We start from the raw sequence: 24,052 nt of genomic DNA on the forward strand, positions 1-24,052 counted from the left end.
AGCATGTTAACACTTGCAAGAGAAAACTTAAAAAAGTATTTTGGATATGAAAATTTTAGAGCTGGACAAGAACAAATTATTGAACGAGTTTTATCAGGAAAGCACACAGCTGGTATTATGCCTACAGGCGGTGGAAAGTCGATTTGTTATCAAATTCCAGCGACAATTCTCCAAGGAGTTACCCTCGTCATTTCTCCTTTAATCTCTTTAATGAAAGACCAGGTAGATGCATTGCATCAAGTAGGTATTCCTTCCACATTTATTAATAGTTCACTTTCTTATAATGAAGTAAATGAAAGAATGATGGATTTAAGTTATGGTGAATACAAAATCCTATATGTTGCACCTGAAAGATTAGAATCAGAAAGCTTTATTAATGAATTAAAAAGACTGCCAATCTTACTTGTAGCAGTAGATGAAGCACACTGTATCTCATCATGGGGACATGATTTTAGACCAAGTTACTTACGTATAAAAAATTTAATACAAGAATTGCCTACGAAGCCAACAATACTGGCACTTACTGCTACGGCAACTCCACAAGTTAAATCTGATATATGTAATCAACTAGGTATAATAGAGGAAACGACAATCATTACAGGGTTTGAAAGAGAGAATTTGTCGTTTAAAGTCATTAGAGGTCAAAATCGATTAGATTTTATTTGTAATTACATAAAACAAAATAAAAATGAATCAGGTATTATTTACGCTGCAACTAGAAAAGAAGTAGATAATGTTACCAATAAATTAAAAAACCAAGGCATTTCCGTCGGTAAATATCATGCAGGCTTAAGCGATGCAGAACGTTCAAAACAACAAGATGCTTTTTTACAAGATAATATTAATGTAATGGTCGCTACGAATGCATTTGGAATGGGAATTGACAAAAGTAATGTTCGATACGTAATCCATTACCAAATGCCTAAAAATATGGAAAGTTATTATCAAGAGGCTGGAAGAGCAGGACGAGATGGATTAGAAAGTGAATGTATTTTACTTTTTACGGCACAAGATGTTCAAATACAGAGATTTTTAATTGAGCAATCTACCTTTGAACCTAATCGATTAAAACAAGAAATTGCAAAGCTACAGTCAATGAAAGATTACAGTTATTGCGAAACTTGTTTACAGGCATTTATTTTAAAATACTTTGGGGATGAAAGTGAACATTCCTGTGGGAAGTGTAGTAATTGTATCGACAAGCGGACTGCAATAGACATTACAATTGATGCTCAGATCGTTTTATCATGCATTATTCGAATGGGCGAAAGATTTGGTAAAACAATGGTTGCGTCTGTACTAACAGGATCAATGAATAAAAAATTAATAGAATTAAATTTTCATACTTTAACGACATACGGTCTTTTCAAAAATCGTACACTAAAAAGTGTCGGCGACTTAATTGATTATTTAACATCGGAACAATTTATTGGGGTTACAAGCGGTAAATTCCCATTGTTAACTGTAACAAATAGAGGAAGAGAAGTACTTTTAAATAAAATAAACGTAATGAAAAAAGAAGAAATCCAAGTTACTGAAATAACAAACGTTGATAATAATTTATTTGATCAACTGCGAAGTTTACGAAAAGAAATTGCTACAGATCTTGGCGTACCGCCCTTTGTCGTATTTGCAGATAGTACTTTACGAGATTTATGTAAAATCCTCCCAACAACTGATGAAGAATTTTTACAAGCAAAAGGTGTCGGGTTACAAAAACAACAAAAATTTGGTAAGCAATTTATAGAAGTAATCAAGAAGTATAAAGAAGAAAACCAAATTGAAGTAGAAACAAAAAAACCAAAATCGACAACTATGAATAAAGTACCTTCACACAAAATATCATACGAATCTTATCAAAACGGACTTACTATTTCAGAAATTGCAAAAGAGAGAGGATTAAATACGACTACCGTTGAAAATCATATTTTGCAAAGTGCAATGGAAGATGATCATTTTGATTGGGATGAAGTAGTACCTTTTGAGATTGAAAAACAAATTAAAGAAGTAATTAGCACAGTTGGAAGCGAAAAACTTCGGCCTATAAAAGATGAATTACCTTCTGAGATTAGTTATTTCATGATAAAAGCAGTGATTATGAAATCAGCAACATAATATAAACTTTTACACTATAAGTATAAAAAGCTTCCTATTTTGAATGGGAAGCTTTTTATCTTACTTAATTCTTGTTAGTCTTGACTTTTATTTGATTACTTACATTACTTTCATTATGAAGTCGATCTACAGCAGTTATTTCGTACGTGTACTCTTTATCATTATTTACTGTTGTGTCTAAATAGGTTGTTATGCCATCTTCTGATTTACGAACAGTAGTTAAGATGTTCCTTGGATCATCAATGCTATCTTTATGTAATCCATCAAAACGGTATACAACAAAATACGCAACATCTTGATCATTAGGGTGAGTATTCAATGTAAGTTGGATTCCATCTTTTGTTCGAGAAGCATTTTCTAATTTTGGTTTCTTTGGAGCTTGGTCATCTAACCATGGCATTGAAGGAATTAATGCCTTTGTTTTATATACGTCCTGGCTTAAACGATCCTTAATACCAAGTGGATTTCGATTTAAGTCACTAATTGAAAAATGCATACTACCTTTGATTTCAGGAATTGTACGATTTAATGCAATTTGATTTGGTATTTCATCAGGTAGAGCCCAGGCCGCGTTGTTATCATTAATTTTGTAATCAGCTTGTCCAATATATAAATCAATATTCTTACCTTTTACTTCATTCGTCCACCAATTTGCGAGTATATCGTATGCAGCAGGTTCAAATCCTATATTCCAATAGATTTGCGGAGTAATATAATCAAGATATTCCTTATTAATCCATTCTCTAGTATCAGCAAATAAATCATCATAATTTGTTTGACCAGCTGTAGTATTTGATCCAGTAGGGTCTTTTGCTATATTTCGCCAAACCCCAAAAGGACTAATGCCAAATTTAACATAAGATTTTTCTTTTTTTATTGAATTATGAAGAATTTTTACGAACTGATCTACATTGTCACGTCGCCAATCTTCAATATTCGCAAACTTTTGTTTACCATATTTTTCGTACGAAGATTGATCTGGAAATTCTTGACCTGCTATACGATATGGATAAAAATAATCATCCAAATGTACTGCATCAATATCATATTTTTTTACAACTTCCATAATTCCATCAATAATAAATTGACGTGCATCAGGATTACCTGGGTCAAAATATAATTGCTTTCCATATGGAATTACCCATCCAGGATGTTTTTTTGCAGGATGGTTTTCTGCTAAAGTATTTAAATCTTCTAAAGTCGCATTTCCTGGTGCTGTTCGTGGCATTGTAATACGATATGGATTGAACCAAGCATGAAATTCTATATTTCGTTTATGCGCTTCTTCAACCATAAATGCAAGTGGGTCATAGCCTGGATCCTTACCTTGTGTACCTGTTAAATATTTTGACCATGGACCATAATTAGATGGATAAAAAGCATCAGCAGTCGGCTTAATTTGTACAACAACTGAATTCATTCCCATCTTTTCCACATCATCTAATAGTTTAATAAACTCCGATTTTTGCTGCATCTCAGATAATCCAGTAGCTGATGGCCAATCGATATTTACAACTGATGCAATCCAAGCTGCTCTTAACTCATGCTTAGGAGGGACTGAGTACTGTGAAGTAGCTTCAGCATGAACATTTTGAATCTGTTGTAATAATAAGGATGCGCCTACTGTAGCAGCAATCGCATATTTTCCAAGTTTTCTTTTTTTCATAAGTGTTCCACCTTACTTTCTATTAAAATAGTAGCGCTTACATAATATAAAACTACCAAAAATGGAAAGTATTGTCTATAATTTCTGAAATAAAATTTCAAAAAAATCTAAAAAATATAGAAATTAAATTTCGGATTTTGATAAATTTTTGAAATTCACAAATATAAATTATTTTTGCATTCACGAACAATAGCTTGAATTGTCTGAAATTAGCAAATTATTGATTGCATAAATTAAAGGTCATATAAGGATTTTAAAGATAGTGGACGTCAACAACTTGTTGAGGGTATTGCAGTTCAAACATGGCTCAGTGGGAAAGTAAGTGAAATAGTTCCTTGAAAACCAGCTAACTGAGGAAGTTAAAGAAACGGGATATGATAGCAGTTTATCAATGTTTGATCCAAAATAAGTATAATAAAAAACTGATTTTCAAAGATCAATCTTGAAATGAGTTTTTTTATTTAATGGCTAAAAAATATGTGTCAATATAAAAGTTTAAATCGTTAAAAAACTTTCATAGAATAATGTTCATATTTTATTCATGGTAATAAAACAGAAAAATATGTATGATAATTCTGTAGCAAATATCTAATTTACTTAAAAAATATATTTTTAAAATAACAATATTTCATTTGAAAGTAGGAGATCTAATGAATCATTTAAACTTAGGTAGGAACTTAAAAATATCAGCGGGTTTAACAGTATTTGTAATATTCTTGATGACATATCTTTTAAACTAACTATTGTATACGCATTATAATTTCATTTGAAAACTCATTTGTGTTAAAAAAATACAAATGAGTTTTTTTATTATTTTTCTTTAAAAATAAAGTAACTATATATCAATTTTAGATCAATTATTTTAACAAGATATATAATGATAATATACATACAAATATACATAACCTATTTTTCCTCTTTCAATAAACTCTGATGCTAAATTCGATATCGAAACAAGGAGATAGCATGTCAGTATAGAATATAAGCAATGTAAGGAGTGTGAGGGGTATGATAGACGGAGATGTTATATTAACTAGTACTCAAATTAGAGAGCAGTTGGAGTTAAAACCAAGCACCTTCAGAAAGTATCAGAACATCTTAGAAAATGTTGGTTATACAATCAAGAAGAATAGTAGAGGACATAGACAATATTCAAATTATGATGTCTTGATCTTCGAAAAACTAATTGAATTAAGTAAGCATGATGGTATGACGTTAGAGAAGTCTGCGAGAATGATAATAGAAAAAACCAATAGAATACTACCTCATACTGACATGATAGTCGAAGAAAAGTCATTAAACTTAACAGAGCACCTAATACAGATAAACAATGAACACCAGTTGCAAACAATTGAAAAACTAATGAATGAAATGGAAGAAAGACTTTCTAAAAAGATGGATCTACAACATAAAGAAGTATTAAAGCAACGAGAAAAGCAGACTAGCTTACTGATCGAAGAATGGAGAGAACAAAGAAAACAAGATCAACTACTGTTATTAGAAACTGCAGCCACTCAAGAAAAGAATTCATTTCTAAAGAAAGTAAGTGAAAAAATAGAAGAATTAAAAAAATGGTATTTCGAAATATAAGTCATTTATTACATTCTAGTAAGTTTGCGATGGTTTTGTCGTTGGAATGCTAGTTGCATCCTATATGGAATTTTACACTTAATAATTAATTGCAGAACCAAGGGAGCACTTAAAACAAGTGTTCTTTTTTATTATCTTAATTGATCTATCTTCAGGAATGATTGATTTTCATAACCCCTTCATTCTAGTAGCCTAATTAAGTTCAAAAAATGAAGTTTTAGGAAAGGTTCCTCATCATGAATAGACGAAATGGCTTGTCATCAAATATCACAAAAAACAGAACATACATTCTGGTGTTTTCAATATGGTTATGGTAAAATTAGGTAGAGTAGGGTTGTGGTAGGTGCCTTTCTTCGCTAAGAAGGGAGGTGAGAATGTGACTGGTTATGAGATTGCAAATTTAATTATTCAATGTGTCGGAATAACTGCAACTGTAATCTTAAGCATAATCGGTATAATCATTTCTATTAGCAAAAAAAAATAACCACCCTACCCCTCGAATGGTTGTGGTGATTATTTTTTCACTAAGATCCGAGGAAAGCAACTTTACCAATTACTACTCGGAAGGGGTGTGTTCCCAGCACATCCCTTTTTAGTATATTCTTTATGACTTCATTATAGTCTTTTTAGTATAGTTTGACAATGAAGTTAACGTTCTTTTTAACTGAATGAATCGTTACTTTGCAATTTTTTCATTTGAATTTTGCGATACCTTCTTCGGTGAATTCAGTAGCAGGATCAAAGCAATACCTAAAAATGTCATAAAAATTCCAACTATTTGTGTTAGTGTTGGTTTAAATCCTGTTATGACTGTGTCTAACACAATTGCCACTGCTGGATCTAAAAATGTTAACACAGCTATCATATTAGAAGGTAAAAATCGAATATTACCAAAAAATAATGCATAGATAACGCCTGTATGAACAAATCCAATGATTAAAATAAAACTCCAGTTTTCTAAATGCAAGTTATGAAAAGAATCAAATTTAACAAAAGGAATTAAAAGTAGAAATCCTAAAGTTGTCTGAAGTAAAGTCGTAAAATATGAACTTGTTTGTGTAATCCCTTTATTCACAATCATTAATAAGCCATAAAAGATTGCCGCAAGAAATGCCCAAATGACACCAGATGAAAGAAATTTATCAAGTGTAAAATCAGAATTAATTCCGGATAAAAGAATTGAGCCAATAAAGCTACTTAAAACCCCAAGTAAAGGTACAACCGTAATTCTTTCTTTATAAATTAAACTTCCTAATAAGAATAAAATAACCGGAGCTAAGTAATAAATTGAAACTGAAATTGTAACTGATAAATTCTCAAATGATTTAAATAAAAATACCCAATTCAAAACTAATAGGATCCCACTAAACAATGAAAGAGTTATATCTTTTTTATTAAATATTTCTTTTTTAGCTAACCCTGAAAAATACCAAACAGATAATAAAAAAATACTTGCAAAAACGCATCTGATAAAAACTAAATCAATGGCTTTTAAGCCTGTTTTAGGAGCGACGAAGCCTACGGTACCAAAAGTAGCCATAGCAATAATGATACTAATTGTCGCCTTTTTATTTACTGTCAAATTCCCCAATATGTATCACGTCCATTTCATGTGTAATTTCAATATTCTGTCAAATAAGTATATACTAAACTTTAGTGTTATATCAATCGAATAAAACATGGAGACGGAAATACCTTACTCATAGGGTATTCTTTAGGAAGAAAAATCGAAGTTTTCATTAAATTCTGTTTAAATTAATAGGCAAATAAATTGATTTCATTTATACTATATTTTATAGTTTTAAAGTATTATTGGTAAAAAATTATCAATTAAATGACAACTATTTTTAATAGTGAGGGGAATTTCAATGAATATTGTAGTAGTAAATGGTTCACCTAGAGCAAATGGTCGAACTAGATTCTTAGCAAAACAAATCGCGGACTTTAATAATTTTACAAATTTAGATTTAGCATTTGAGCAAGTTCCTCTTTATAACGGGGAAGCTGAACAAAAAGAAATAGAAGCAGTTAAGGCAATTAGGGAATTACTAGTTAAAGCTGATGGAATCGTTATTTGTACGCCAGAGTATAATAATGCGATGAGTGGAGCTTTAAAAAACTTAGTTGAACTATTAGGTTCTGAGCCATTTAAGAAAAAACCAATTTCATTGTTAGCAGTTGCTGGTGGTGGAAAAGGTGGGATAAATGCTTTAAATAGTATGAGAACTGTCATTCGTGGGGTATATGGAAATGCATTACCAAAACAATTAGTTTTAGATCCAGTTGATTTTGAAAATGATACAGTTGTGAAGCCTGAAGCATTTGCAAAAGTAGCTGAAGTAATTGATGAATTAAAAGAATATGTTCAAAAAGAAATATTATATAAAGAATACATAGAATCAAATAGTGTTTCTAAGTAAATCAAAATGGTCCTAATCAATTATTGTTTAGGACCATTAAAAATAGCTTAACATTTTTTGTTAAGCTTAAAGTAAAAATGATTTATCATTTACATTTCTAATAGGAAAGTTTACTTTGTATTTTACAGCGATCATTCTAATTGCTGTTGTAATTAGAAAACAAATATACAAAGATTGCAGTTTAGTGAATTCACCATGAGTAAATAAAATTGTGATAGAGCCAATAATTGCTGCAATTGCATAAATTTCTTTTCGGAATACAAATGGAATTTCTCTTGCGAAAACATCTCGCATAATTCCACCACCGATTCCAGTAATTAACCCCATCGAAATAATTAAAAAAGAACCTTTTAAGCCATGATCAATTGCCGAATATGAACCAACAGCAGTAAAAACACCAAGACCAATTGCATCAGTTATAATTAAAGTTGATTGAAACTGCATTGTTCGTTGATAAAATAACCATGTAACAATTGAAACGACTGTACTTACGATAAAGTATTGAGGTTTTGCGAAAGCATTCGGTACCGTTTGACCTAAAATAATATCACGAATTAATCCTCCACCAAGCGCAGTACAAGCTGCTAAAAAAACAACACCGAATAAGTCCAATTTCTTTTGAATACCAACCAAAGTACCAGAAATGCTAGCAGCTATAATCCCTGCATAAACAAAAACCTCGATCAAAATCATCCATTCTATCCCCTTAATTCCATTTTCTATGATTCATTTTAGCAACAGGTAGGGACTATTACAATATTAAAATAACTTTGAAAACGCTTCATTTAAAAAAATTTTTTTACATAAAAAATTTACAGTATTTTACAAAAAAATCACTTGAAATTATGAGATTGGAGAGGTTAAAATGCAAAACGAATTGAAACAACATAAAAATAAGACTGTATCAAAAGAAATTCAATTAATAATGGACAAATTTAATATTGTCGGATGTCAAGCTGCTGCGGTTTTAAAAGATAAACTGATTTGGTCTGACGCTTATGGTTATCGTAATTTAGAAACAAAAGAATTCGTTACAGAAAATACGATGTTTCGAATTGCTTCAATTTCAAAACTTTTTACAGCTACAGCAATCATGCAATTAGTTGAAAGAAAATTAATAGATTTAAATCAAGATATTAGTCATTATTTAGGGTTTAAAGTAAGAAATCCTAAATTCCCTAATTCTTCTATTACGTTAAAACAAATTTTAACTCATACATCTTCACTTAATTCTGACGAAGCTTCAGATAGTGTTTATGTAAAGTACATTAAAGATGGACATTCAAATTTTACTTTACAACTCACAGATTTATTAAATGAAAATGGAAAGTATTATACGAAAGAAATATGGGGCGATTGGAAACCAGGAGATCAATGGATGTATTCTAATATTGGTGCGATTATTTGCGGTACAATTATTGAAAAAGTCACGAATATACGCTTTGACCAATATATCAAACAAAATATTTTTGAACCTTTAGAAATGAAGAATGTAGCTTTTTCATATTCCAATATTAAGAAAAACCATGAACTTGCAAACTTATATGAGAAAAATAAAGATACAAATGAATATAAAGTAACGATTGATGATGTTAGACAGAGTGTATATTCGAAAACTCATTGGGATCAATACAACATCGGTAATCATGGGGGAATATTTGAACCTCAAGGTGGACTAAGAACTTCAGCAGTAGAATTAAGTAAGTTTTTACGGGCACATCTGTTAAATGGGAGCTTAAATGGAAAACAAATTCTAGAACAAAAAACGTCCAAATTAATGACTTCAATACAATGGTCTAGAGAAGAAAATAATCACTTCTTTAGTAAAATGGGGCTTGGTTTTCATATTAGTCACGATTTCTTACCAGGTTTCAAAGAAATGATCGGACATGCGGGTGAAGCATACGGTTTAATCAGCAACTTATATTGGCATGAAGAAAAACAATTTGGCATGATTTTTATTTTGAACGGAAGTGAGTTTGATTTATCTGAAAATTCAAGATTTGAAGTAGAAAAAGAATTAGCAGAAGTTATTTATAAACAGGTTATTGAAGAACGTTTATTAATACAGATGTAGAGTAAATAATAAGAAATATGGAATCATAGTCTAATTACAGTTTATTCTATCTGTTCGAATCTCACAATCTGACTTATTTTGTTTGAATAACTATAGCCTCAGTTAACAGGATCTATTTTTCAATAGGTCTTTTTTTATTTGTAATATAAAATCCCCATTAAATTTTCATCAATTTTTCATAAAACTTTTATATAATAATTTCCGATCAAAAAAATGGAGGAAATTTTAATGAACTACTCAATATTTAAATTAATAAATAGTTTTGCAGGCATTTGGCCGGTATTAGATAATGTAATGATACTTTTATCTAAATCTGCCATTTTAATCGTATTAGGACTTTTATGTTATTTATGGATTCAAAAAGGTAGCGAACGTAAGCATACAGCTTTTTATATCGTTTTAACCCTTATTTTAGCACTAGGTGGTAACTTTATAATCCATCAATTTTATTACCATGCACGACCATTTGTTAATCACCATGTGACAAAACTGATTTCACATTCATCCGATTCATCTTTTGTAAGTGATCACGGGACATTAGTATTTTCTACTTCCCTTATTTTATTACTTAGAAAAGATCGTTTAGGTTTGATTTCACTTGTTTGGGCGATATTAGTTGGTATTTCACGAATCTTTGTTGGGGTACATTATCCGTTTGATATTATTGGTGCATTTATTTTGGCTGGTATAGTTGCGATTATTGTTTTAAAAACATCATCATTAACGGAACCATTAATGAAAATATTATTGAAAATGTACGAAAGAATAATAATAAAGTTACCATCTAATATGAAAAAGAAATTAAGTTCCTAATTAAAAACTTAATAGAGGAGATATCTATTTGAAAATTTTATTTGCTGAGGACGATCAAAAATTAGGAAAAATGACAACTCATTTACTAAAAACTCAAACTCCATTTCAAATCGAATGGACTACTAATGGGAAGCAAGCATTGGAATTAGCTTCTCACTATGATTTTGATTTACTTATTTTGGACTGGATGTTACCTGAAATCAGTGGTTTAGAAATATGTAAAAAGCTTAGGAATGATGGATTTAATGGACCTATCTTAATGTTAACAGCGAGAGATAGTATTCATCATCGTGTTGAAGGATTAGAAGCTGGAGCGGATGACTATTTAATCAAACCTTTTGATTTTAGTGAACTTGCCGCAAGAATTAAAGTACTCGATCGAAGGAATTTTGCCCCACTTCAGGATGAATTAATCACTATTGACGACTTAACCTATAATCGGACAAATTTTAGTTTAAGTAGAGACAATGAACAAATCATCTTGACACAAAGAGAATTACAATTATTTGATTTATTAGTAAAAAATAGAGGGATTGTGCTCACTAGAGAAATTATTTTTGAAAGAGTTTGGGGAATAGAATCAGAGGTAACAAGTAATGCTGTTGAAGCGTATGTAAAGAATCTAAGAAAAAAAATTGACCTACCAAATCAGAAAACTTATATAAAGAGTGTTAGAGGTGTTGGTTATACAATCGAAAAATGAGATCTCATTATTTCAACAAATTAGCAAGCGATTAACCTTTTTCAATCTTAGAATTTTAATGATTTTCATTATTTTGTTTAATATTTCAGTAGGAATTGTATTGTCGTTTTACATTTATTTAGACCAAAAGAGTGATCTAATTACAGTTTTAAAAGAAGAAATAAAAGAAGTAAAAATGAATGCTGCATCAATCGGGCCAAATAATGACATAACTCAGAGAAAACATAAACGTAAAAATGTTTATTTTAATTATTTCTTAAATAAAAATGGCGGATTTGAAATCTATGATGAAACAGCACCTGGGTATACAAATGATATAGAAAAAGTATTAAAAAAGATTAAACCATTTCATAATAAAGTAGTTATTAAACGGATATATTCACATCATAAAGAAGAACTAAATTTAATGATTGCTGCAGAAAAGGTGTATGATTCATCAAATCATTACCTCGGTACAATCTATAGTGGTAAAGATTTATCGTCAGTTATTTATTTAATAAAGCAGTTTATCAGTATCTCATTTTTACTCTCAATTATCTTTTGTTTTATGGCGTACTATTTCGGCAAGAAAATTACAAATCAGGCAATGGAACCAATTATTGCGTCTTATAAAGAGCAACAAGAATTTGTGGAAAATGCTTCACATGAACTAAGAACACCGTTATCTGTATTACAAGCTGGTATTGATGTATTAAGTGTTGAACAAAATCGTCTATCTGAATTCGGAAAAGAAACATTGTCTGATTTAAAAAAGGAATTAAGTGATACACGTAACCTGGTCCATCAATTACTGTTTCTAGCAAGACTCGATCAGAAACAAATCGCCAAAACCAATATTGAAGAATTTAGAATCGATGAATTTTCTGAACAAATACAAAAAGCATGGCAATATAAAGCATCAGAAAAAAAACAAAAAATACAGCTACTAAATGATGAAAAATTTATCGTAAAAACGAATCAAGAAAGTCTAAAACAATTGATTAATATCTTTGTTGATAATGCGATTAAATACTCATTTGAGGGCACTACCATTTCGTTAAATTACTACGTAAGATCCGAAAAAAAAGCAAACTATTTCTATTTTGAAATAAATGATAATGGGATTGGAATTGCAAAGGAACTACAAGAGAAAATATTTAATCGGTTTTATCGTATAGAAGAGCATAGGTCAAGAGATGAAGGTAATACTGGACTTGGTTTATCAATTGCAAAATCGATAATAGAGTCTTTAAATGGGGAAATTATTGTTAATAGTGAATTCGGTAAGGGGAGCAGTTTTAAAATTAAAATTCCGAATTCAAATTTGTTTCAATTTAAGACAAACAGATAGAGAAAATTTTTGGGGAATTAGAGTTAAATGGAGATTATTAAAAATTTAATTGAACTCATAATCTTAGTAAAACATAATACTATTTTCATTTAATTTTCACTTTTATTTTGTACATTAGTTTTGTATAAATGGGAGGCGAAAATGGATCATGTATTTTCTACTATTTTTTCAAAACTTGAAAGGAACAATTCTAAATGATTAGAAATTGGATAAAAAATAAATCTGAGAGAAAATTAATTTATATAGCATTAGCAATTTCGCTCATAATTTTCATCATTGCAGGCTGGAAAGTCTCGCATCGAACTGAATTATTAACCAATATGGGACCACATATACAAAATGGTATCCAACAAGGTTTTCATAAGGTAAATCCTTTAAAAATGTATGCAAAAGGTAAAGGATCCCTTGGAAGAATAGGTGTATTTGCGGCATTTGTTCTCTTTCCGCTTTACTTTTTAATTCGATTTAAAAAATTAAATGACAAAAAGCAATTTAAGAAATTCTTAGGTAAATTATTGAAATGGTGCAAGTTAATACATGTCCCAATCTCGTTAATTACTTTTGCTTTAATAACAGTACATTCTGTGATCATGACCTTTTTTGAATGGAAAACAGATGCTGTTTATATTTCAGGTGTTATAACTTATTTGCTACTACTTCCATTAGGAATATTCGGTTTTTTAAGATATAAACGAAAAGATAAAAACTGGCATTACTATCTTTCATTTGCAGTTGTAATCTCAATGTTAATTCATACATTCGTTTAATTAATTTGTCTATTCAAAAGAGGTTGATTAGTATGGTATTACAGCCTAAAATACTTGTCGTTACATCGAGTTTTGGAAATGGGCATAAAGAAGTATCTAAAGCGTTAAAAAGTGAGTTTGAACAAATTAACTTTAACGATGTAACAATTATTGATATTTACGAAGAAGCATACCCAACAATAAATGTATTTGCAAAAAATATTCATTTGCAATTATTCCAACATGCCCAAACAATTTATAAATGGTTCTTTTATGGGACTGAGAAATTATTTAGTACAGTCATTTTTGACAGGCTTTTAGAATTATGTGGAAAGAATATAAAAAGTATTCTTCAAAAAGAGAAGCCAGATATTATCATTACCACTTTTCCAGTTGGGTCTGTAGCAAAATGGAAAAAATATTCTTCACATCCATGTAAGTTATATACAGTTGTTACCGACTATTATATTCATCGTTCATGGATTCATAATGAAATTGATCGCTATTATATAGCGACGGAAGGATTAATACATCAGATGGTGAATTTAGGCGTTTCTTTATCGAAAATATTTGTATCTGGTATACCTCTTCGACAAGAATTTAAAGAAATCGATTATTTAAATGAAGGTACAAGTAAATCGAAATCAAACGATCAAATCTTAATAGTTGCTGGGGCAGTAGGATTATTAAAGGATGTAGAAAAAATGGCCAAGCAGTTACTTGCTGAAACAAATCTTAATGTAGCAGTAGTTTGTGGCTATAATCGCATACTTTATAATAAATTAAGTAAGTTAAATGAAGAATACAAAGAGCGACTACAAGTATATGGTTATGTAAATAATATACGTAATTTGTATAAAAAATCTGACCTTTTAATTACGAAGCCTGGAGGTATTACATTATCAGAATGTATTGCATGTAATTTACCAACAATCCTATATAAACCAACACCTGGTCAAGAAAAAGAGAATTCAAGAATTTTTGAAAGTGCTGGTGCTTCAGTTACAGTAAAATCGTTAAGTGAATTGACTTTTTATATTAATCGAATTCTTTACAAATCAAATCATTTAGAACAAATGAAATCATCTTTAACAGCATTAAATAAAGGGTTTAGTTCACAATTAATTGTCAATGATATTTTTAGTTCAATTTCTTAAATGTTTTATGACTAATAACTTTATGAATACGTAAAAACACCACAAGGTATAGAGTTTCCTTGTGGTTGTTTAGTTTCATTAATGAGTTAACCATCAATCCTAACAAATTGATATTGGTTTTGTAAGCAATGTTTAATAAATCTCTCTAATGCTTTTATTGAATAAATAGGAGCATCCTGATCTGCACCAAATGTATCTCCATTATCATGTAATAAAATAATTGCTCCAGGTTTCGTTTGATTTAACAAAAGAGTATAAATGCCTTCACTTCCTTTTTTAGTACTCCAATCATTTGCCATTACAGACCATAAAACAATTTTGAGCTTTTTTTGAAATAGGAGAGGCATAGAAACTAACCCCCAAGGTGGTCGATAATATACTGGCTCACTGTTCGTTATTTTTTTTATAATACTTGCAGTCTTTTGGATTTGATTTTTTAAGTATGTAGGACTTAGAAACCAATTGCACTTATGTTTATAATTGTGTATTCCTATTAAGTGACCATCTTCATGTATCCTTTTTATAATTGCAGGATACTTTTCTGCCTGTGAACCTAATACAAAAAAAGTTGCTTTTATTGAATGACTTTGGAGTAAATCTAAAAGTAAATTCGTGTAAACTGGATGTGGACCATCATCAAACGTTAAAGCAATTCGTTTTTGTTTTTGATGATCAATTGAGATTGTATGCATTGAAAAAAGTTTAAATAAACGTGTTAGTATACTCGGGATTAGACCATAAAGAATAAATAATATTACAAGGAAACCTCCGATTGTGACGAAAATTTTAAGCATAAATTCTCCTTAAACTACCTTTAAATAAAAATGATAATATAACATTATTATAGTCCAAAATCCATTTTGTTGGTAATTAAATGTAGAAAATATGATGAGGAAAAAAGATTGTACTATTGAAAAATGAGTAGATGTTTAAATGAATATATTATATAAAAAAGTCTTGGAAATAGTAACTAATAATAATTTTCTAAAAAAATGAATTTCTCTTTAATAAAAAGGAATTAAACCTATTACATAGAATTAATACATTATACGTTTCAAATTATCCATTTTTAACTAATAAGTTTAAAAATGGTATAGAAATACAAACACAAAATTAGATAAATGTATTTGTGTAAAGTATAAAAATTTTGAGGTGAACAATATGATCGTAGTGACAACTGAAAACATTGAAGGGTATAAACTAGTTGAAGTAAAAGGTCCTGTATTTGGAGTAATTGTACGTAGTAGAGGACTAGGTGGCGATATTTTAGCTGGTCTAAAAAGTCTTGTTGGTGGAGAAATCAAACAATACACTGCAATGCTTGAGGATGCAAGAAAAGAAGCGATGGATCGAATGACTAAAAATGCTAGTGAAATGGATGCAAACGCCATTATCATGATGCGCTTTGATTCAGGTGAAATTGGTCAAAATATGAGTGAAATTGTAGCTTATGGAACGGCTGTAGTAGTCGAGAAAATAGGATAAAAAAGCATAATTAATTCAAGGTTTTTTTGTATAATCTAAAAATACATTTAATATTCTTTTTCATTCCAGAATGTAGAAATTCAAGAATGAAAAGAATTATTTGTGACACTGAATGTCGTGATTAGAGAGATATCGATAGTACTAATCACGGTGATTAGAAAAAACGAATTATGGAAAGAGTGGAATACACTCAACGTTCATAACATTCAATTAAGCTGTTAATACTATTTAATGACTAACTATAAAGAAATAGGTCTGTATCCATGAAACCACCGTTTTGGAATCGTTTTTACGGTGGTCTTTTGTGAGATACTAGAACTGCTATTGGAAATGATTGAGAGGACGCGAATAATGCAGTATCACTTTCCCGTTATTTTAATACCAGCTCTTAGTCCAGATGATCGACTGATCCGTTTGGTTAAGGAATTAAAAACTAAATTTAATCCACATATTATAGTTGTTAACGATGGTAGTGATGCCCAGTACAATGAAATTTTTCAGAATTTACGTAAAGTGGATCAATGTACCGTTCTTGAGCACCCTCACAACCTAGGAAAAGGGATGGCGCTTAAAACAGGCATTTCATATTTTTTAAAAAATTTTTCAAATTCGGTTGGTCTTGTGACAGCAGACTGCGACGGACAGCATACACCGAAGGATATTGATCAAGTGGCAAGAGCTTTGATGGCATCGCCAGATAATTTAATCTTAGGAGTGCGAAATTTTGCTGGGGAGAACATACCGTTCCGTAGTCGATTTGGGAACACATTAACTCGCTCAATTTTTAAATATCTAACAGGTTTGTCTGTTACAGATACTCAAACGGGCTTACGTGGAATTCCTGTTTCATATATGAAATTTTTACTTAATTTGTCTGGTGCCCGGTTTGAATATGAGTTGAACATGCTACTAGCCTGTAAAGAGCAAGGGATCGACATTAAGGAGACAGTAATTGAAACAATCTATTTAGATAATAATAGTAGTTCACACTTTAATCCTCTCGTGGATTCCATCAAAATTTATTTTGTGTTCTTTAAGTTTTTATCATCATCTCTTATTTCTTTTGTCGTTGACTATGGATTATTTGTGCTATTTATTTATTTATTAGAGCATAGGATTGGCACAAGAGCGGCGGTGCTATGGGCTGGGATTATCTCTCGGGTCATTTCATCAATCGTCAATTACATATTAAATGCAAAAACAGTTTTCAAACATTCGTCAGCAAAATCTGTCATACGGTACTATATTTTATCAGGAATTCAAATGCTCGTTTCAGCTTATGGTGTAGCTTTCCTACAAGAAGCCTTTCACGGTGGAGCTAGTATATTAAAAATTGTTGTGGACTTATTGCTATCGTTCAGTAGTTTCAAAATTCAAAACGAGTGGGTATTTGAAAAAACTAAGAAACGTCAAAAAGTTAGTAAAACGTAAAATTATTTATGATTAGAAATTTTTTGAATTAGGCGGATCTAGTTGAGACGATTCGCTTATTTCTTTGGAAAAGAAGGCTGAATCAATTTTTCTAAGCCGTAAGAAAGGTAGCAACTAATTTGGTTAATAAATTCATTGGTCGGATTTTTATTGTGCTATTCACTATTTTAATAATACTGACTGTTGGACTTGGGTTAGTGCATAACCTAATTTTAGATAAAAAAGCAGTTGTAACAAATTCTTTGATTCCGAAAGACTCACCAAAACGAATGATGCTTATCTTTCCCCATCCTGATGACGAGATTACCGTTTCTGGAGAAGTTTTCCGTGAGATTCATGAAGAAAACGCCAAGGTAACGATGGTTGTATTGACAGAAGGGGAAGCTGGAAAAACAGGTGGTGTAGTCTCAAAGAATGAACTAGGAAAAGCACGCGAAAAAGAAGGAGCACAAGCAGCAAAAACGCTTGGCGTAACACCTGTTCAAGCAACTTTTCCAGATGGCGAACTTTCAGAAGTCAATCCAATTGACTTGAAAAACTACATTTATCAACAAATAAAAAAATATAAACCTACGACGATTCTCACTTACGATGATGATGTGGGGTATTATGGGCACCCTGATCATATTTTTGCTGCAAAAATGGTTCGAGAAGTCTTTCGTGAACATATGGACGATACTTCTTTTTCTGCTAAAAGATTATACATGGTGACACTGCCTTCGAAAGTCTGGGATGGTATTTCGAAGTTTGGAAAGAAACTTCGCGAAAAATATCCGCTTAGGGAAAATCAAAAACCTCCGACACCAACTAATTCTGTGTTAGTTAAAGATTATGGTAAGCAGATAGATGAATTAGCCAAGGGTTATAAAACACAACAGCAAGCAGTAGATGCATTGCTTCCAGGGCATCGGTATATACCTTATTGGATTTATTTTAGAGTACTAGACCGGGAGTATTTTTATTTGGCTGAAGAGAAGAAGTAATTGGCAAAACATACTAGATTTGAGCACGACAGGTATTCATAAAGCGCTGGTTTGTAATCAAGATTAAAAGACAGACCATATTTTAAATGTTCAACAACATTTACGACTGATAAATCAAAGATAGATATTGCATTTTAAATTATTTAAGTTTCACGTAGACCTAACAAAAAATGCTTGCTATAATCAAATTCATAAGAGATCTAATATATACGGTATGCTTAATTTTCTTCACTTCAAATGTAGTTGTGAACTTCCGAACAGGTTGTTTTTGTTAATGTCTGAGAAATGTTAGTAATTTCCTTATACTGACAAAATGACGGACAAATTTTAGTAAGAAGGTTTTATACTATTGCAATACTAACAATTTTTGGGGGGCTGTTTTTATGGAGAACAGTATGAGTGAAATTGTAGCATATGGATTTGCTATAGCAGTCGAGAAATTATAGTGGAAACATTTATTTTCGGTTTTTATGGTATCCAAATTTTATTTCTCATTATTTGTTTATTGCTAGGTTATTTTATTTACGATAAACGATTTAATCGAAATCACGGAAACCAAATACCAGAAGGATTTCAACGAACTAGCGAAGTGAATATTGATCCTGTAACAGGGGAAAAAACAAGAGTTTACTATAATCCAGATACAGGTGAACGATTTTATAAAAAAGAAAAGTGAAAACGCCCCTTTTTAGGGCGTTTTTGTCTTAAAAATAAAGTTTATTTAATAGTTGAGTTAATCAATTCAAGAATATCATCAAAATCAAACGGAGATTTCGATTTTACGGTCTCAGCAAATTGTGATACAAGTTTTAATGTTTCAATGCTTTCAATTGGGTGGTGGCCAGCAGCACTTTCAGCAGATAGCATAACGGCATTTGTACCATCCATCACGGCTTGAAATACATCAGTTACTTCAGCTCTTGTTGGAAGTGAATGATCTATCATTGATTGTAGCATTTGAGTTGCTGTAATCACATATGTCCCATTTGAATTACACTCATGAATCATGGCTCTTTGTAAGAGAGGAATCCATTGATAGGGTAGTTCAACACCTAAATCACCACGAGCAATCATAATTGCATCTGTTTCTTTATTAATTTCTTGGAAATTTTTTATTGCTTCTATTGTTTCAATTTTTGCGATTAATTGAGGTGTTTTATCACTTTTTGAATTGATAAAACTGCGGATTTCTTTTAAATGCGATGCCCGTCTAATAAATGAGCATGCAATATAATCCAAACCTTCTTGCAAAATGAATTCGATATCTTTTTGGTCTTTTTCCGTAATCGCAGGTAAACTTGTTACGACTCCAGGTACATTTACCCCCTTATGTGAGGAGATTTCGCCACCAGTTTTCACTGAAGTGACAATCTTATTTTCTTCTAACTTTTCAACGGATAACTCCACTGCACCATCATTAATTAAAATACGATCTCCTTGTTTCACATCTTTTATTAAACCTTTATAATCTACACTTGCTTGATTACGATTACCTGTCATTTCATCTATTACGAGTGTAAAAGTTTGATTTGGTTCAAGATCTATTTTTTCCCCTTCGATTTTTCCTAATCGAATTTTTGGACCTTGGAGATCTCCCAAAATCTTAATTTCTTTTCCTGATTCTTTACTGATTGATTTTATTAGTTCAATCACATTGTGATGACTTTCATGTGTTCCGTGTGAAAAATTTAGTCTTGCGATTGTCATACCATGCTCAATCAATTCAGACAGTATTTTTTTATCAAAACTAGCTGGTCCAATCGTACAAATTCGATCGATTGTCATTTGATATCGCCTCCATTTACTGGAATTATTATACCCAAGATTAAAAGAAGAAATCTAAATGATTTATGAGGTGTTAATTCTAATATTCTCCATTATTTAATTTTGGCATTTTTCTACAGTGTAGAAGGGATTTATGTAAATTGTGTAGAACATTACTAATCGAACAAAATTTAGAACGAGGAGAATCCACTAGTGATTAAACAAGATGAATTAAAAGTTGTAATTGGAGCAGGTGAATATAACAATAATCCAACATGGACTCAAACTCAGGAAGAAGAACTTAATTTATTAGTTAAGTCAACTTGGGAGAATAAATTTGAGGAAAATTCAATTACAGCTATTTTAGCTGAACATGTTTGGGAACACCTTACATATGATGAGGGTTTAGAAGCTGCTAAAATTTGTTATAAATATTTAAAACCATCTGGCTATATTCGATGTGCAGTACCTGATGGATTTTTTCAAGACGAAACTTACCAAAGTATTGTTAAAGTTGGTGGACCGGGACCAAAAGATCATCCTGCTGCAAGCCATAAAATTGTCTATAATTATAAAACACTAGTTAAGATGTTTGAAACAGCGGGTTTTGAAGTAAAACTACTAGAATATTGCGATGAAGAAGGAAATTTTCATTTTAAAGAATGGGATGGCAAGGATGGTATTATTTTCCGCTCAAAAAAATATGATCCTAGAAATCATGGGGAAAAAGTTCTATTTCCTTCAATCATTGTCGATGCAGTAAAGCGATAATATAACAAAATATCATTAATTAAAGTACAAAGAACTGAAGCATCACTTCAGTTCTTTTTCTTTTAAATAACCTTAATTAGTAAATCATTATATTTCTGATTTCTTTCGTTATTCGTTCGATTTGACCTTGAAACATCATAGAAGGAATAAAAATAGATTCTTCGGGATGGTTAATTACTAGATAAGCACTATGTGAGGGCGTTTCTTTATAGCGATATTGTAAATTAACTCGTGTAATATGATGAGCTGGAATCGTTCGCTTAAAACCCCAATGTTCGTATGTTACACCTTGGTCGTTAATTCTGATCACCATACTACGAATATAACCAATATAAGCTATGAAAATTAAACCTACCATCGACATAATCATATATGACTTAATCGTATTCGGAAATCCATGCCTTTGTACATAAAAGATGAGTGTAGTTATACAAATGGTAAACAATATTGCAACTAAAAAATTGGAAAGTCTTCCACTACTTCTAAATTCCATTTTTATACACCTCTTTCATATTCATATAGTTTAGTCTAAAAACTTTTAATAAAAACATTAGGAAGTTCATTTTTAGATTAATCAATATTCGTTTTGCAAAATAATGATTCAAGTGTAAGAGGAGATTTGATAATCAGACAACATCAAAAATTTACATTGAAGGGTTCGATTTTTAACATGCAGTACTTAAATGCTAATAGCAAAATGTTTAGCTCTTTTTTCTATCATTTGAAAAATTTTATTTTAACGTGTCCAAAGGAAGTATTATAATCGGGCTCTTTAAAAAATATAGTGTTTTATTTGTTTACTATGATTTAGTGATTGATTAGATGCATATCTATTGAAATCATTTAAAGGAAGTAATGATTATTTGATTCAGCTCCTTTTACTTATCTGGTGGTTTAGTTTAATAGCAATAGGTTATTCGTTAAGATCTAAACGCATTAAAGAAGTGAACTTCTATGGAAATGCTCTATTTTTAAAAGGTGTTATATTGTTTTTAATTAATTTTTCACTATTAAAACATACGATTTTAAAGGAAATACAGTTGCACTAGGAGCGTTGGTGGAACTTCATTGGTAATTAAATTAATCCATTGCTCCCTATAACGAAGAAGCACTATTACTAAATTTTTTGTGATAGCTTAAAAAGTAGTTTTGGTATAAATATATTTATACATTAGATGATTTTTTCTAATTTGTATTATAGCAATTTAAAACTTAAACTATTTTTGTAAGCAATAGTAAAAAACTTTTTGGAGGAGAAAGTATGACTAAACATATATTAATGGTTGTAACAACAGCAGATAAAATGAAAGATGGCCACGCAACAGGACTATGGTTGTCAGAATTCGGAGAAGCATTTGTAGAATTTGATAAATTAGGTTACCAAGTATCAGTAGCTAGTCCAAAAGGCGGAAAAGCTCCGATCGATGCGCGTAGTTTAATAGAAGAAGTTCCACAAGAGATTTTAGATACAGCTAAATATTTAGAAAACACATTAAAACTAGATGAAATTACAGACCACTCTAATTTTGATGCAATTTTTTTACCTGGTGGTCACGGGACAATGTTTGACTTACCGCAAAATACAAAATTAAATACATTAATTCGTGAAATGTATGAAGGCGGGAAAATAGTAGCTGCAGTTTGTCATGGGCCAGCTGGATTAATAGGGGTAACTTTATCGGATGGTACACCATTAGTAGCAAATAAAACGATCGCAGCATTTACAGATGAAGAGGAATACGCTACAACATTAGATCGTTTTATGCCATTCTTATTAGAGTCACGCTTACGTAAACTAGGAGCAAATGTAATCATAGCACCTAACTGGACAACTAATGTCAAAGTAGATGGGAACTTAATTACAGGTCAAAATCCTCAATCGACTGTAGGGGTTGCTCAAGCAGTCGTGCAAAAATTAGCTTAATGTGGTACTTAAAATAAAAAATAAAGAGAAAGTCTGTAGGAAGCAGTAGAGTTTCATACAGACTTTTCAAATTTTAAAAGAAAGGTGATTTAAAATGAAAGCTTTATTACTTAAAGATAAAAATTTATGGACAGAAATGAAAATAGAAGAAATTGAGAAGCCAACTGCACAAAAAGGTGAAGTGGTTGTTGAAGTAGTAGCTACTGGATTAAACCCAGTTGATTATAAAACAGCAACGAATGGAAATCCAAATTGGAGTTTCCCTCATATTTTAGGACTAGATGTTGCGGGTATAATTTCGGAAATTGGAGAAGGGGTCACAGGTTGGAACATAGGCGACAGAGTTGTTTATCATGGTGATTTTACGAAAAAAGGTGGTTTCGCTCAGTTTGGAGTAACAACAGCTCATACTATTTCTAAAATTCCAGATACAATCTCATTCGAAGAGGCAGCTGCTCTCCCTACTGCTGGCTATACAGCATATCAAGCTCTTTGCCGTAAATTACCAATGAACAATATTGAAACAATCTTAATACACGGAGGTGCTGGTGGTGTTGGTGGGTTTGCTATACAACTAGCTAAAAAACTTGGTAAAACTGTTCTATCAACAGCATCTGCCCATAATAAAGGGTATGTAGAATCATTAGGAGCAGATTATGTGATCGATTATAGAGAAGAAAATATACAGGAAAAAGTAAAAGAAATTACGAATGGTAGAGGGGTAGATGCTGTATTAGATACAGTAAGCCGTGTAAATGCAACTGACTCTCTTGATTATATTTCATATGGTGGACATATAGCATATATTGCTGGTGCACCAGATTTCTCTAAAATAAAGCCGTTTACACAAGTAATTTCTTATCATGAAATAGCCTTAAATGCAGTACATCATAGGAATGATTTGATTGCACAACAGGACCTAGCTAAAATTGGAAATGAAATGTTGGCATTACTAGCGCAAAAAGAAATTTCTCCAATGATTTCTAAAGTGATTTCATTAGAAGACGTACCATCAGCGTTACTAGAACTTTCCAAACGGCATGTAAAGGGCAAAATAGTAGCAAAAATTAAATAAAA

22 protein-coding genes and 1 pseudogene are annotated in these 24,052 nt (G+C 31.0%); 17 read left to right on the plus strand and 6 right to left on the minus strand.

Annotated features, from left to right (window positions below; all coding sequences use genetic code 11):
- The first annotated feature begins 3 nt into the window (after positions 1-3).
- A complete protein-coding gene (gene recQ, locus RAH41_RS09395) occupies positions 4-2,115 on the plus strand; it encodes a DNA helicase RecQ (RefSeq protein ID WP_331222098.1) in 2,112 nt (703 codons plus the stop codon).
- A 64-nt stretch (positions 2,116-2,179) separates the two neighbouring features.
- On the opposite strand, the gene RAH41_RS09400 is transcribed toward recQ, so the two are convergent.
- A complete protein-coding gene (locus RAH41_RS09400) occupies positions 2,180-3,781 on the minus strand; it encodes a glycoside hydrolase family 10 protein (RefSeq protein WP_331222099.1) in 1,602 nt (533 codons plus the stop codon).
- A 258-nt stretch (positions 3,782-4,039) separates the two neighbouring features.
- Here RAH41_RS09400 and RAH41_RS22610 point away from each other — a divergent pair.
- Positions 4,040-4,227 (plus strand): annotated as a pseudogene (locus RAH41_RS22610) (hypothetical protein); the annotation flags it as partial.
- Between the two features lie 562 nt (positions 4,228-4,789).
- On the plus strand, positions 4,790-5,371 hold the full coding sequence (locus tag RAH41_RS09405; RefSeq protein ID WP_331222100.1) for a MerR family transcriptional regulator: 582 nt from the start codon (positions 4,790-4,792) through the stop codon (positions 5,369-5,371).
- Positions 5,372-6,047: 676 nt separating this feature from the next.
- Here the strand turns inward: RAH41_RS09405 and RAH41_RS09410 are convergent.
- Complete coding sequence (locus RAH41_RS09410; RefSeq protein ID WP_331222101.1) at positions 6,048-6,962, minus strand: DMT family transporter; 915 nt, start codon at positions 6,960-6,962, stop codon at positions 6,048-6,050.
- 277 nt (positions 6,963-7,239) lie between these two features.
- Between RAH41_RS09410 and RAH41_RS09415 the strand changes: the two genes are divergently transcribed.
- Positions 7,240-7,791 carry an NADPH-dependent FMN reductase gene (locus RAH41_RS09415; protein WP_331222102.1) on the plus strand — a complete coding sequence of 184 codons (552 nt, stop codon included), beginning with the start codon at positions 7,240-7,242 and terminating at the stop codon, positions 7,789-7,791.
- A 66-nt stretch (positions 7,792-7,857) separates the two neighbouring features.
- Here the strand turns inward: RAH41_RS09415 and RAH41_RS09420 are convergent, their stop codons facing one another.
- The gene (locus tag RAH41_RS09420; RefSeq protein ID WP_331222103.1) at positions 7,858-8,484 is read right to left on the minus strand and encodes a trimeric intracellular cation channel family protein; all 627 of its coding nucleotides are present in this window, start codon (positions 8,482-8,484) and stop codon (positions 7,858-7,860) included.
- Between the two features lie 172 nt (positions 8,485-8,656).
- On the opposite strand from RAH41_RS09420, the gene RAH41_RS09425 reads away from it, so the two are divergent.
- The 6 genes from RAH41_RS09425 (at position 8,657) to RAH41_RS09450 (ending at position 14,617) form a co-directional block, all read left to right on the plus strand.
- The gene (locus RAH41_RS09425; RefSeq protein ID WP_331222105.1) at positions 8,657-9,868 is read left to right on the plus strand and encodes a serine hydrolase domain-containing protein; all 1,212 of its coding nucleotides are present in this window, start codon (positions 8,657-8,659) and stop codon (positions 9,866-9,868) included.
- A 228-nt stretch (positions 9,869-10,096) separates the two neighbouring features.
- On the plus strand, positions 10,097-10,681 hold the full coding sequence (locus RAH41_RS09430; protein WP_331222107.1) for a phosphatase PAP2 family protein: 585 nt from the start codon (positions 10,097-10,099) through the stop codon (positions 10,679-10,681).
- A gap of 28 nt (positions 10,682-10,709) precedes the next feature.
- Positions 10,710-11,384, plus strand: coding sequence for a response regulator transcription factor (locus RAH41_RS09435; protein ID WP_331222108.1), 675 nt, complete (start codon positions 10,710-10,712; stop codon positions 11,382-11,384).
- 100 nt (positions 11,385-11,484) lie between these two features.
- Entirely contained in the window at positions 11,485-12,714 is a 1,230-nt protein-coding gene (locus tag RAH41_RS09440) for a HAMP domain-containing sensor histidine kinase (RefSeq protein ID WP_331222109.1), read from the plus strand.
- Positions 12,715-12,908: 194 nt separating this feature from the next.
- Positions 12,909-13,481 (plus strand): hypothetical protein, encoded by a 573-nt coding sequence (locus RAH41_RS09445; protein WP_331222110.1) that lies wholly within the window; start codon positions 12,909-12,911, stop codon positions 13,479-13,481.
- Between the two features lie 32 nt (positions 13,482-13,513).
- Positions 13,514-14,617, plus strand: coding sequence for an MGDG synthase family glycosyltransferase (locus tag RAH41_RS09450; protein WP_331222111.1), 1,104 nt, complete (start codon positions 13,514-13,516; stop codon positions 14,615-14,617).
- Positions 14,618-14,703: 86 nt separating this feature from the next.
- Here the strand turns inward: RAH41_RS09450 and RAH41_RS09455 are convergent, their stop codons facing one another.
- Positions 14,704-15,411, minus strand: a complete 708-nt coding sequence (locus tag RAH41_RS09455; RefSeq protein ID WP_331222112.1) for a polysaccharide deacetylase family protein — start codon at positions 15,409-15,411, stop codon at positions 14,704-14,706.
- A gap of 367 nt (positions 15,412-15,778) precedes the next feature.
- Between RAH41_RS09455 and RAH41_RS09460 the strand changes: the two genes are divergently transcribed.
- The 4 genes from RAH41_RS09460 (at position 15,779) to RAH41_RS09475 (ending at position 19,192) form a co-directional block, all read left to right on the plus strand.
- Positions 15,779-16,102: a YbjQ family protein gene (locus RAH41_RS09460; protein WP_331222113.1), complete on the plus strand. Its 324-nt coding sequence runs from the start codon at positions 15,779-15,781 to the stop codon at positions 16,100-16,102.
- Positions 16,103-16,453: 351 nt separating this feature from the next.
- Positions 16,454-17,533 carry a bifunctional glycosyltransferase family 2/GtrA family protein gene (locus tag RAH41_RS09465; protein ID WP_331222114.1) on the plus strand — a complete coding sequence of 360 codons (1,080 nt, stop codon included), beginning with the start codon at positions 16,454-16,456 and terminating at the stop codon, positions 17,531-17,533.
- A gap of 119 nt (positions 17,534-17,652) precedes the next feature.
- Positions 17,653-18,516 (plus strand): PIG-L family deacetylase, encoded by an 864-nt coding sequence (locus RAH41_RS09470; protein WP_331222115.1) that lies wholly within the window; start codon positions 17,653-17,655, stop codon positions 18,514-18,516.
- Between the two features lie 445 nt (positions 18,517-18,961).
- The gene (locus RAH41_RS09475; RefSeq protein ID WP_175403448.1) at positions 18,962-19,192 is read left to right on the plus strand and encodes a hypothetical protein; all 231 of its coding nucleotides are present in this window, start codon (positions 18,962-18,964) and stop codon (positions 19,190-19,192) included.
- 41 nt (positions 19,193-19,233) lie between these two features.
- On the opposite strand, the gene RAH41_RS09480 is transcribed toward RAH41_RS09475, so the two are convergent.
- Entirely contained in the window at positions 19,234-20,301 is a 1,068-nt protein-coding gene (locus RAH41_RS09480) for a pyruvate kinase (protein ID WP_331222116.1), read from the minus strand.
- Positions 20,302-20,493: 192 nt separating this feature from the next.
- Between RAH41_RS09480 and RAH41_RS09485 the strand changes: the two genes are divergently transcribed.
- Positions 20,494-21,051: an SAM-dependent methyltransferase gene (locus RAH41_RS09485; RefSeq protein WP_331222117.1), complete on the plus strand. Its 558-nt coding sequence runs from the start codon at positions 20,494-20,496 to the stop codon at positions 21,049-21,051.
- Positions 21,052-21,127: 76 nt separating this feature from the next.
- Here RAH41_RS09485 and RAH41_RS09490 read toward each other — a convergent pair whose 3' ends face one another.
- Entirely contained in the window at positions 21,128-21,544 is a 417-nt protein-coding gene (locus tag RAH41_RS09490; protein ID WP_331222118.1) for a hypothetical protein, read from the minus strand.
- Positions 21,545-22,312: 768 nt separating this feature from the next.
- Between RAH41_RS09490 and RAH41_RS09495 the strand changes: the two genes are divergently transcribed.
- Both RAH41_RS09495 and RAH41_RS09500 read left to right on the plus strand, forming a co-directional pair.
- Positions 22,313-22,975 (plus strand): type 1 glutamine amidotransferase domain-containing protein, encoded by a 663-nt coding sequence (locus RAH41_RS09495; RefSeq protein WP_331222119.1) that lies wholly within the window; start codon positions 22,313-22,315, stop codon positions 22,973-22,975.
- Between the two features lie 94 nt (positions 22,976-23,069).
- Positions 23,070-24,050 (plus strand): zinc-binding dehydrogenase, encoded by a 981-nt coding sequence (locus RAH41_RS09500; RefSeq protein ID WP_331222120.1) that lies wholly within the window; start codon positions 23,070-23,072, stop codon positions 24,048-24,050.
- Positions 24,051-24,052 lie beyond the last annotated feature (2 nt).

This window comes from Gottfriedia acidiceleris (assembly GCF_036421055.1).
GTDB classification, from domain to species: Bacteria; Bacillota; Bacilli; order Bacillales; family Bacillaceae_G; genus Gottfriedia; species Gottfriedia acidiceleris_C.

Coding starts and splice junctions, on each gene's coding strand:
- RAH41_RS09460 (WP_331222113.1), top strand. CDS start 15,779: ATGATCGTAGTGACAACTGAAAACATTGAAGGGTATAAACTAGTTGAA.
- RAH41_RS09420 (WP_331222103.1), bottom strand. CDS start 8,484: ATGATTTTGATCGAGGTTTTTGTTTATGCAGGGATTATAGCTGCTAGC.
- RAH41_RS09405 (WP_331222100.1), top strand. CDS start 4,790: ATGATAGACGGAGATGTTATATTAACTAGTACTCAAATTAGAGAGCAG.
- RAH41_RS09495 (WP_331222119.1), top strand. CDS start 22,313: ATGACTAAACATATATTAATGGTTGTAACAACAGCAGATAAAATGAAA.
- RAH41_RS09415 (WP_331222102.1), top strand. CDS start 7,240: ATGAATATTGTAGTAGTAAATGGTTCACCTAGAGCAAATGGTCGAACT.
- RAH41_RS09455 (WP_331222112.1), bottom strand. CDS start 15,411: ATGCTTAAAATTTTCGTCACAATCGGAGGTTTCCTTGTAATATTATTT.
- RAH41_RS09400 (WP_331222099.1), bottom strand. CDS start 3,781: ATGAAAAAAAGAAAACTTGGAAAATATGCGATTGCTGCTACAGTAGGC.
- recQ (WP_331222098.1), top strand. CDS start 4: ATGTTAACACTTGCAAGAGAAAACTTAAAAAAGTATTTTGGATATGAA.
- RAH41_RS09445 (WP_331222110.1), top strand. CDS start 12,909: ATGATTAGAAATTGGATAAAAAATAAATCTGAGAGAAAATTAATTTAT.
- RAH41_RS09500 (WP_331222120.1), top strand. CDS start 23,070: ATGAAAGCTTTATTACTTAAAGATAAAAATTTATGGACAGAAATGAAA.
- RAH41_RS09425 (WP_331222105.1), top strand. CDS start 8,657: ATGCAAAACGAATTGAAACAACATAAAAATAAGACTGTATCAAAAGAA.
- RAH41_RS09465 (WP_331222114.1), top strand. CDS start 16,454: ATGCAGTATCACTTTCCCGTTATTTTAATACCAGCTCTTAGTCCAGAT.
- RAH41_RS09430 (WP_331222107.1), top strand. CDS start 10,097: ATGAACTACTCAATATTTAAATTAATAAATAGTTTTGCAGGCATTTGG.
- RAH41_RS09450 (WP_331222111.1), top strand. CDS start 13,514: ATGGTATTACAGCCTAAAATACTTGTCGTTACATCGAGTTTTGGAAAT.
- RAH41_RS09480 (WP_331222116.1), bottom strand. CDS start 20,301: ATGACAATCGATCGAATTTGTACGATTGGACCAGCTAGTTTTGATAAA.
- RAH41_RS09490 (WP_331222118.1), bottom strand. CDS start 21,544: ATGGAATTTAGAAGTAGTGGAAGACTTTCCAATTTTTTAGTTGCAATA.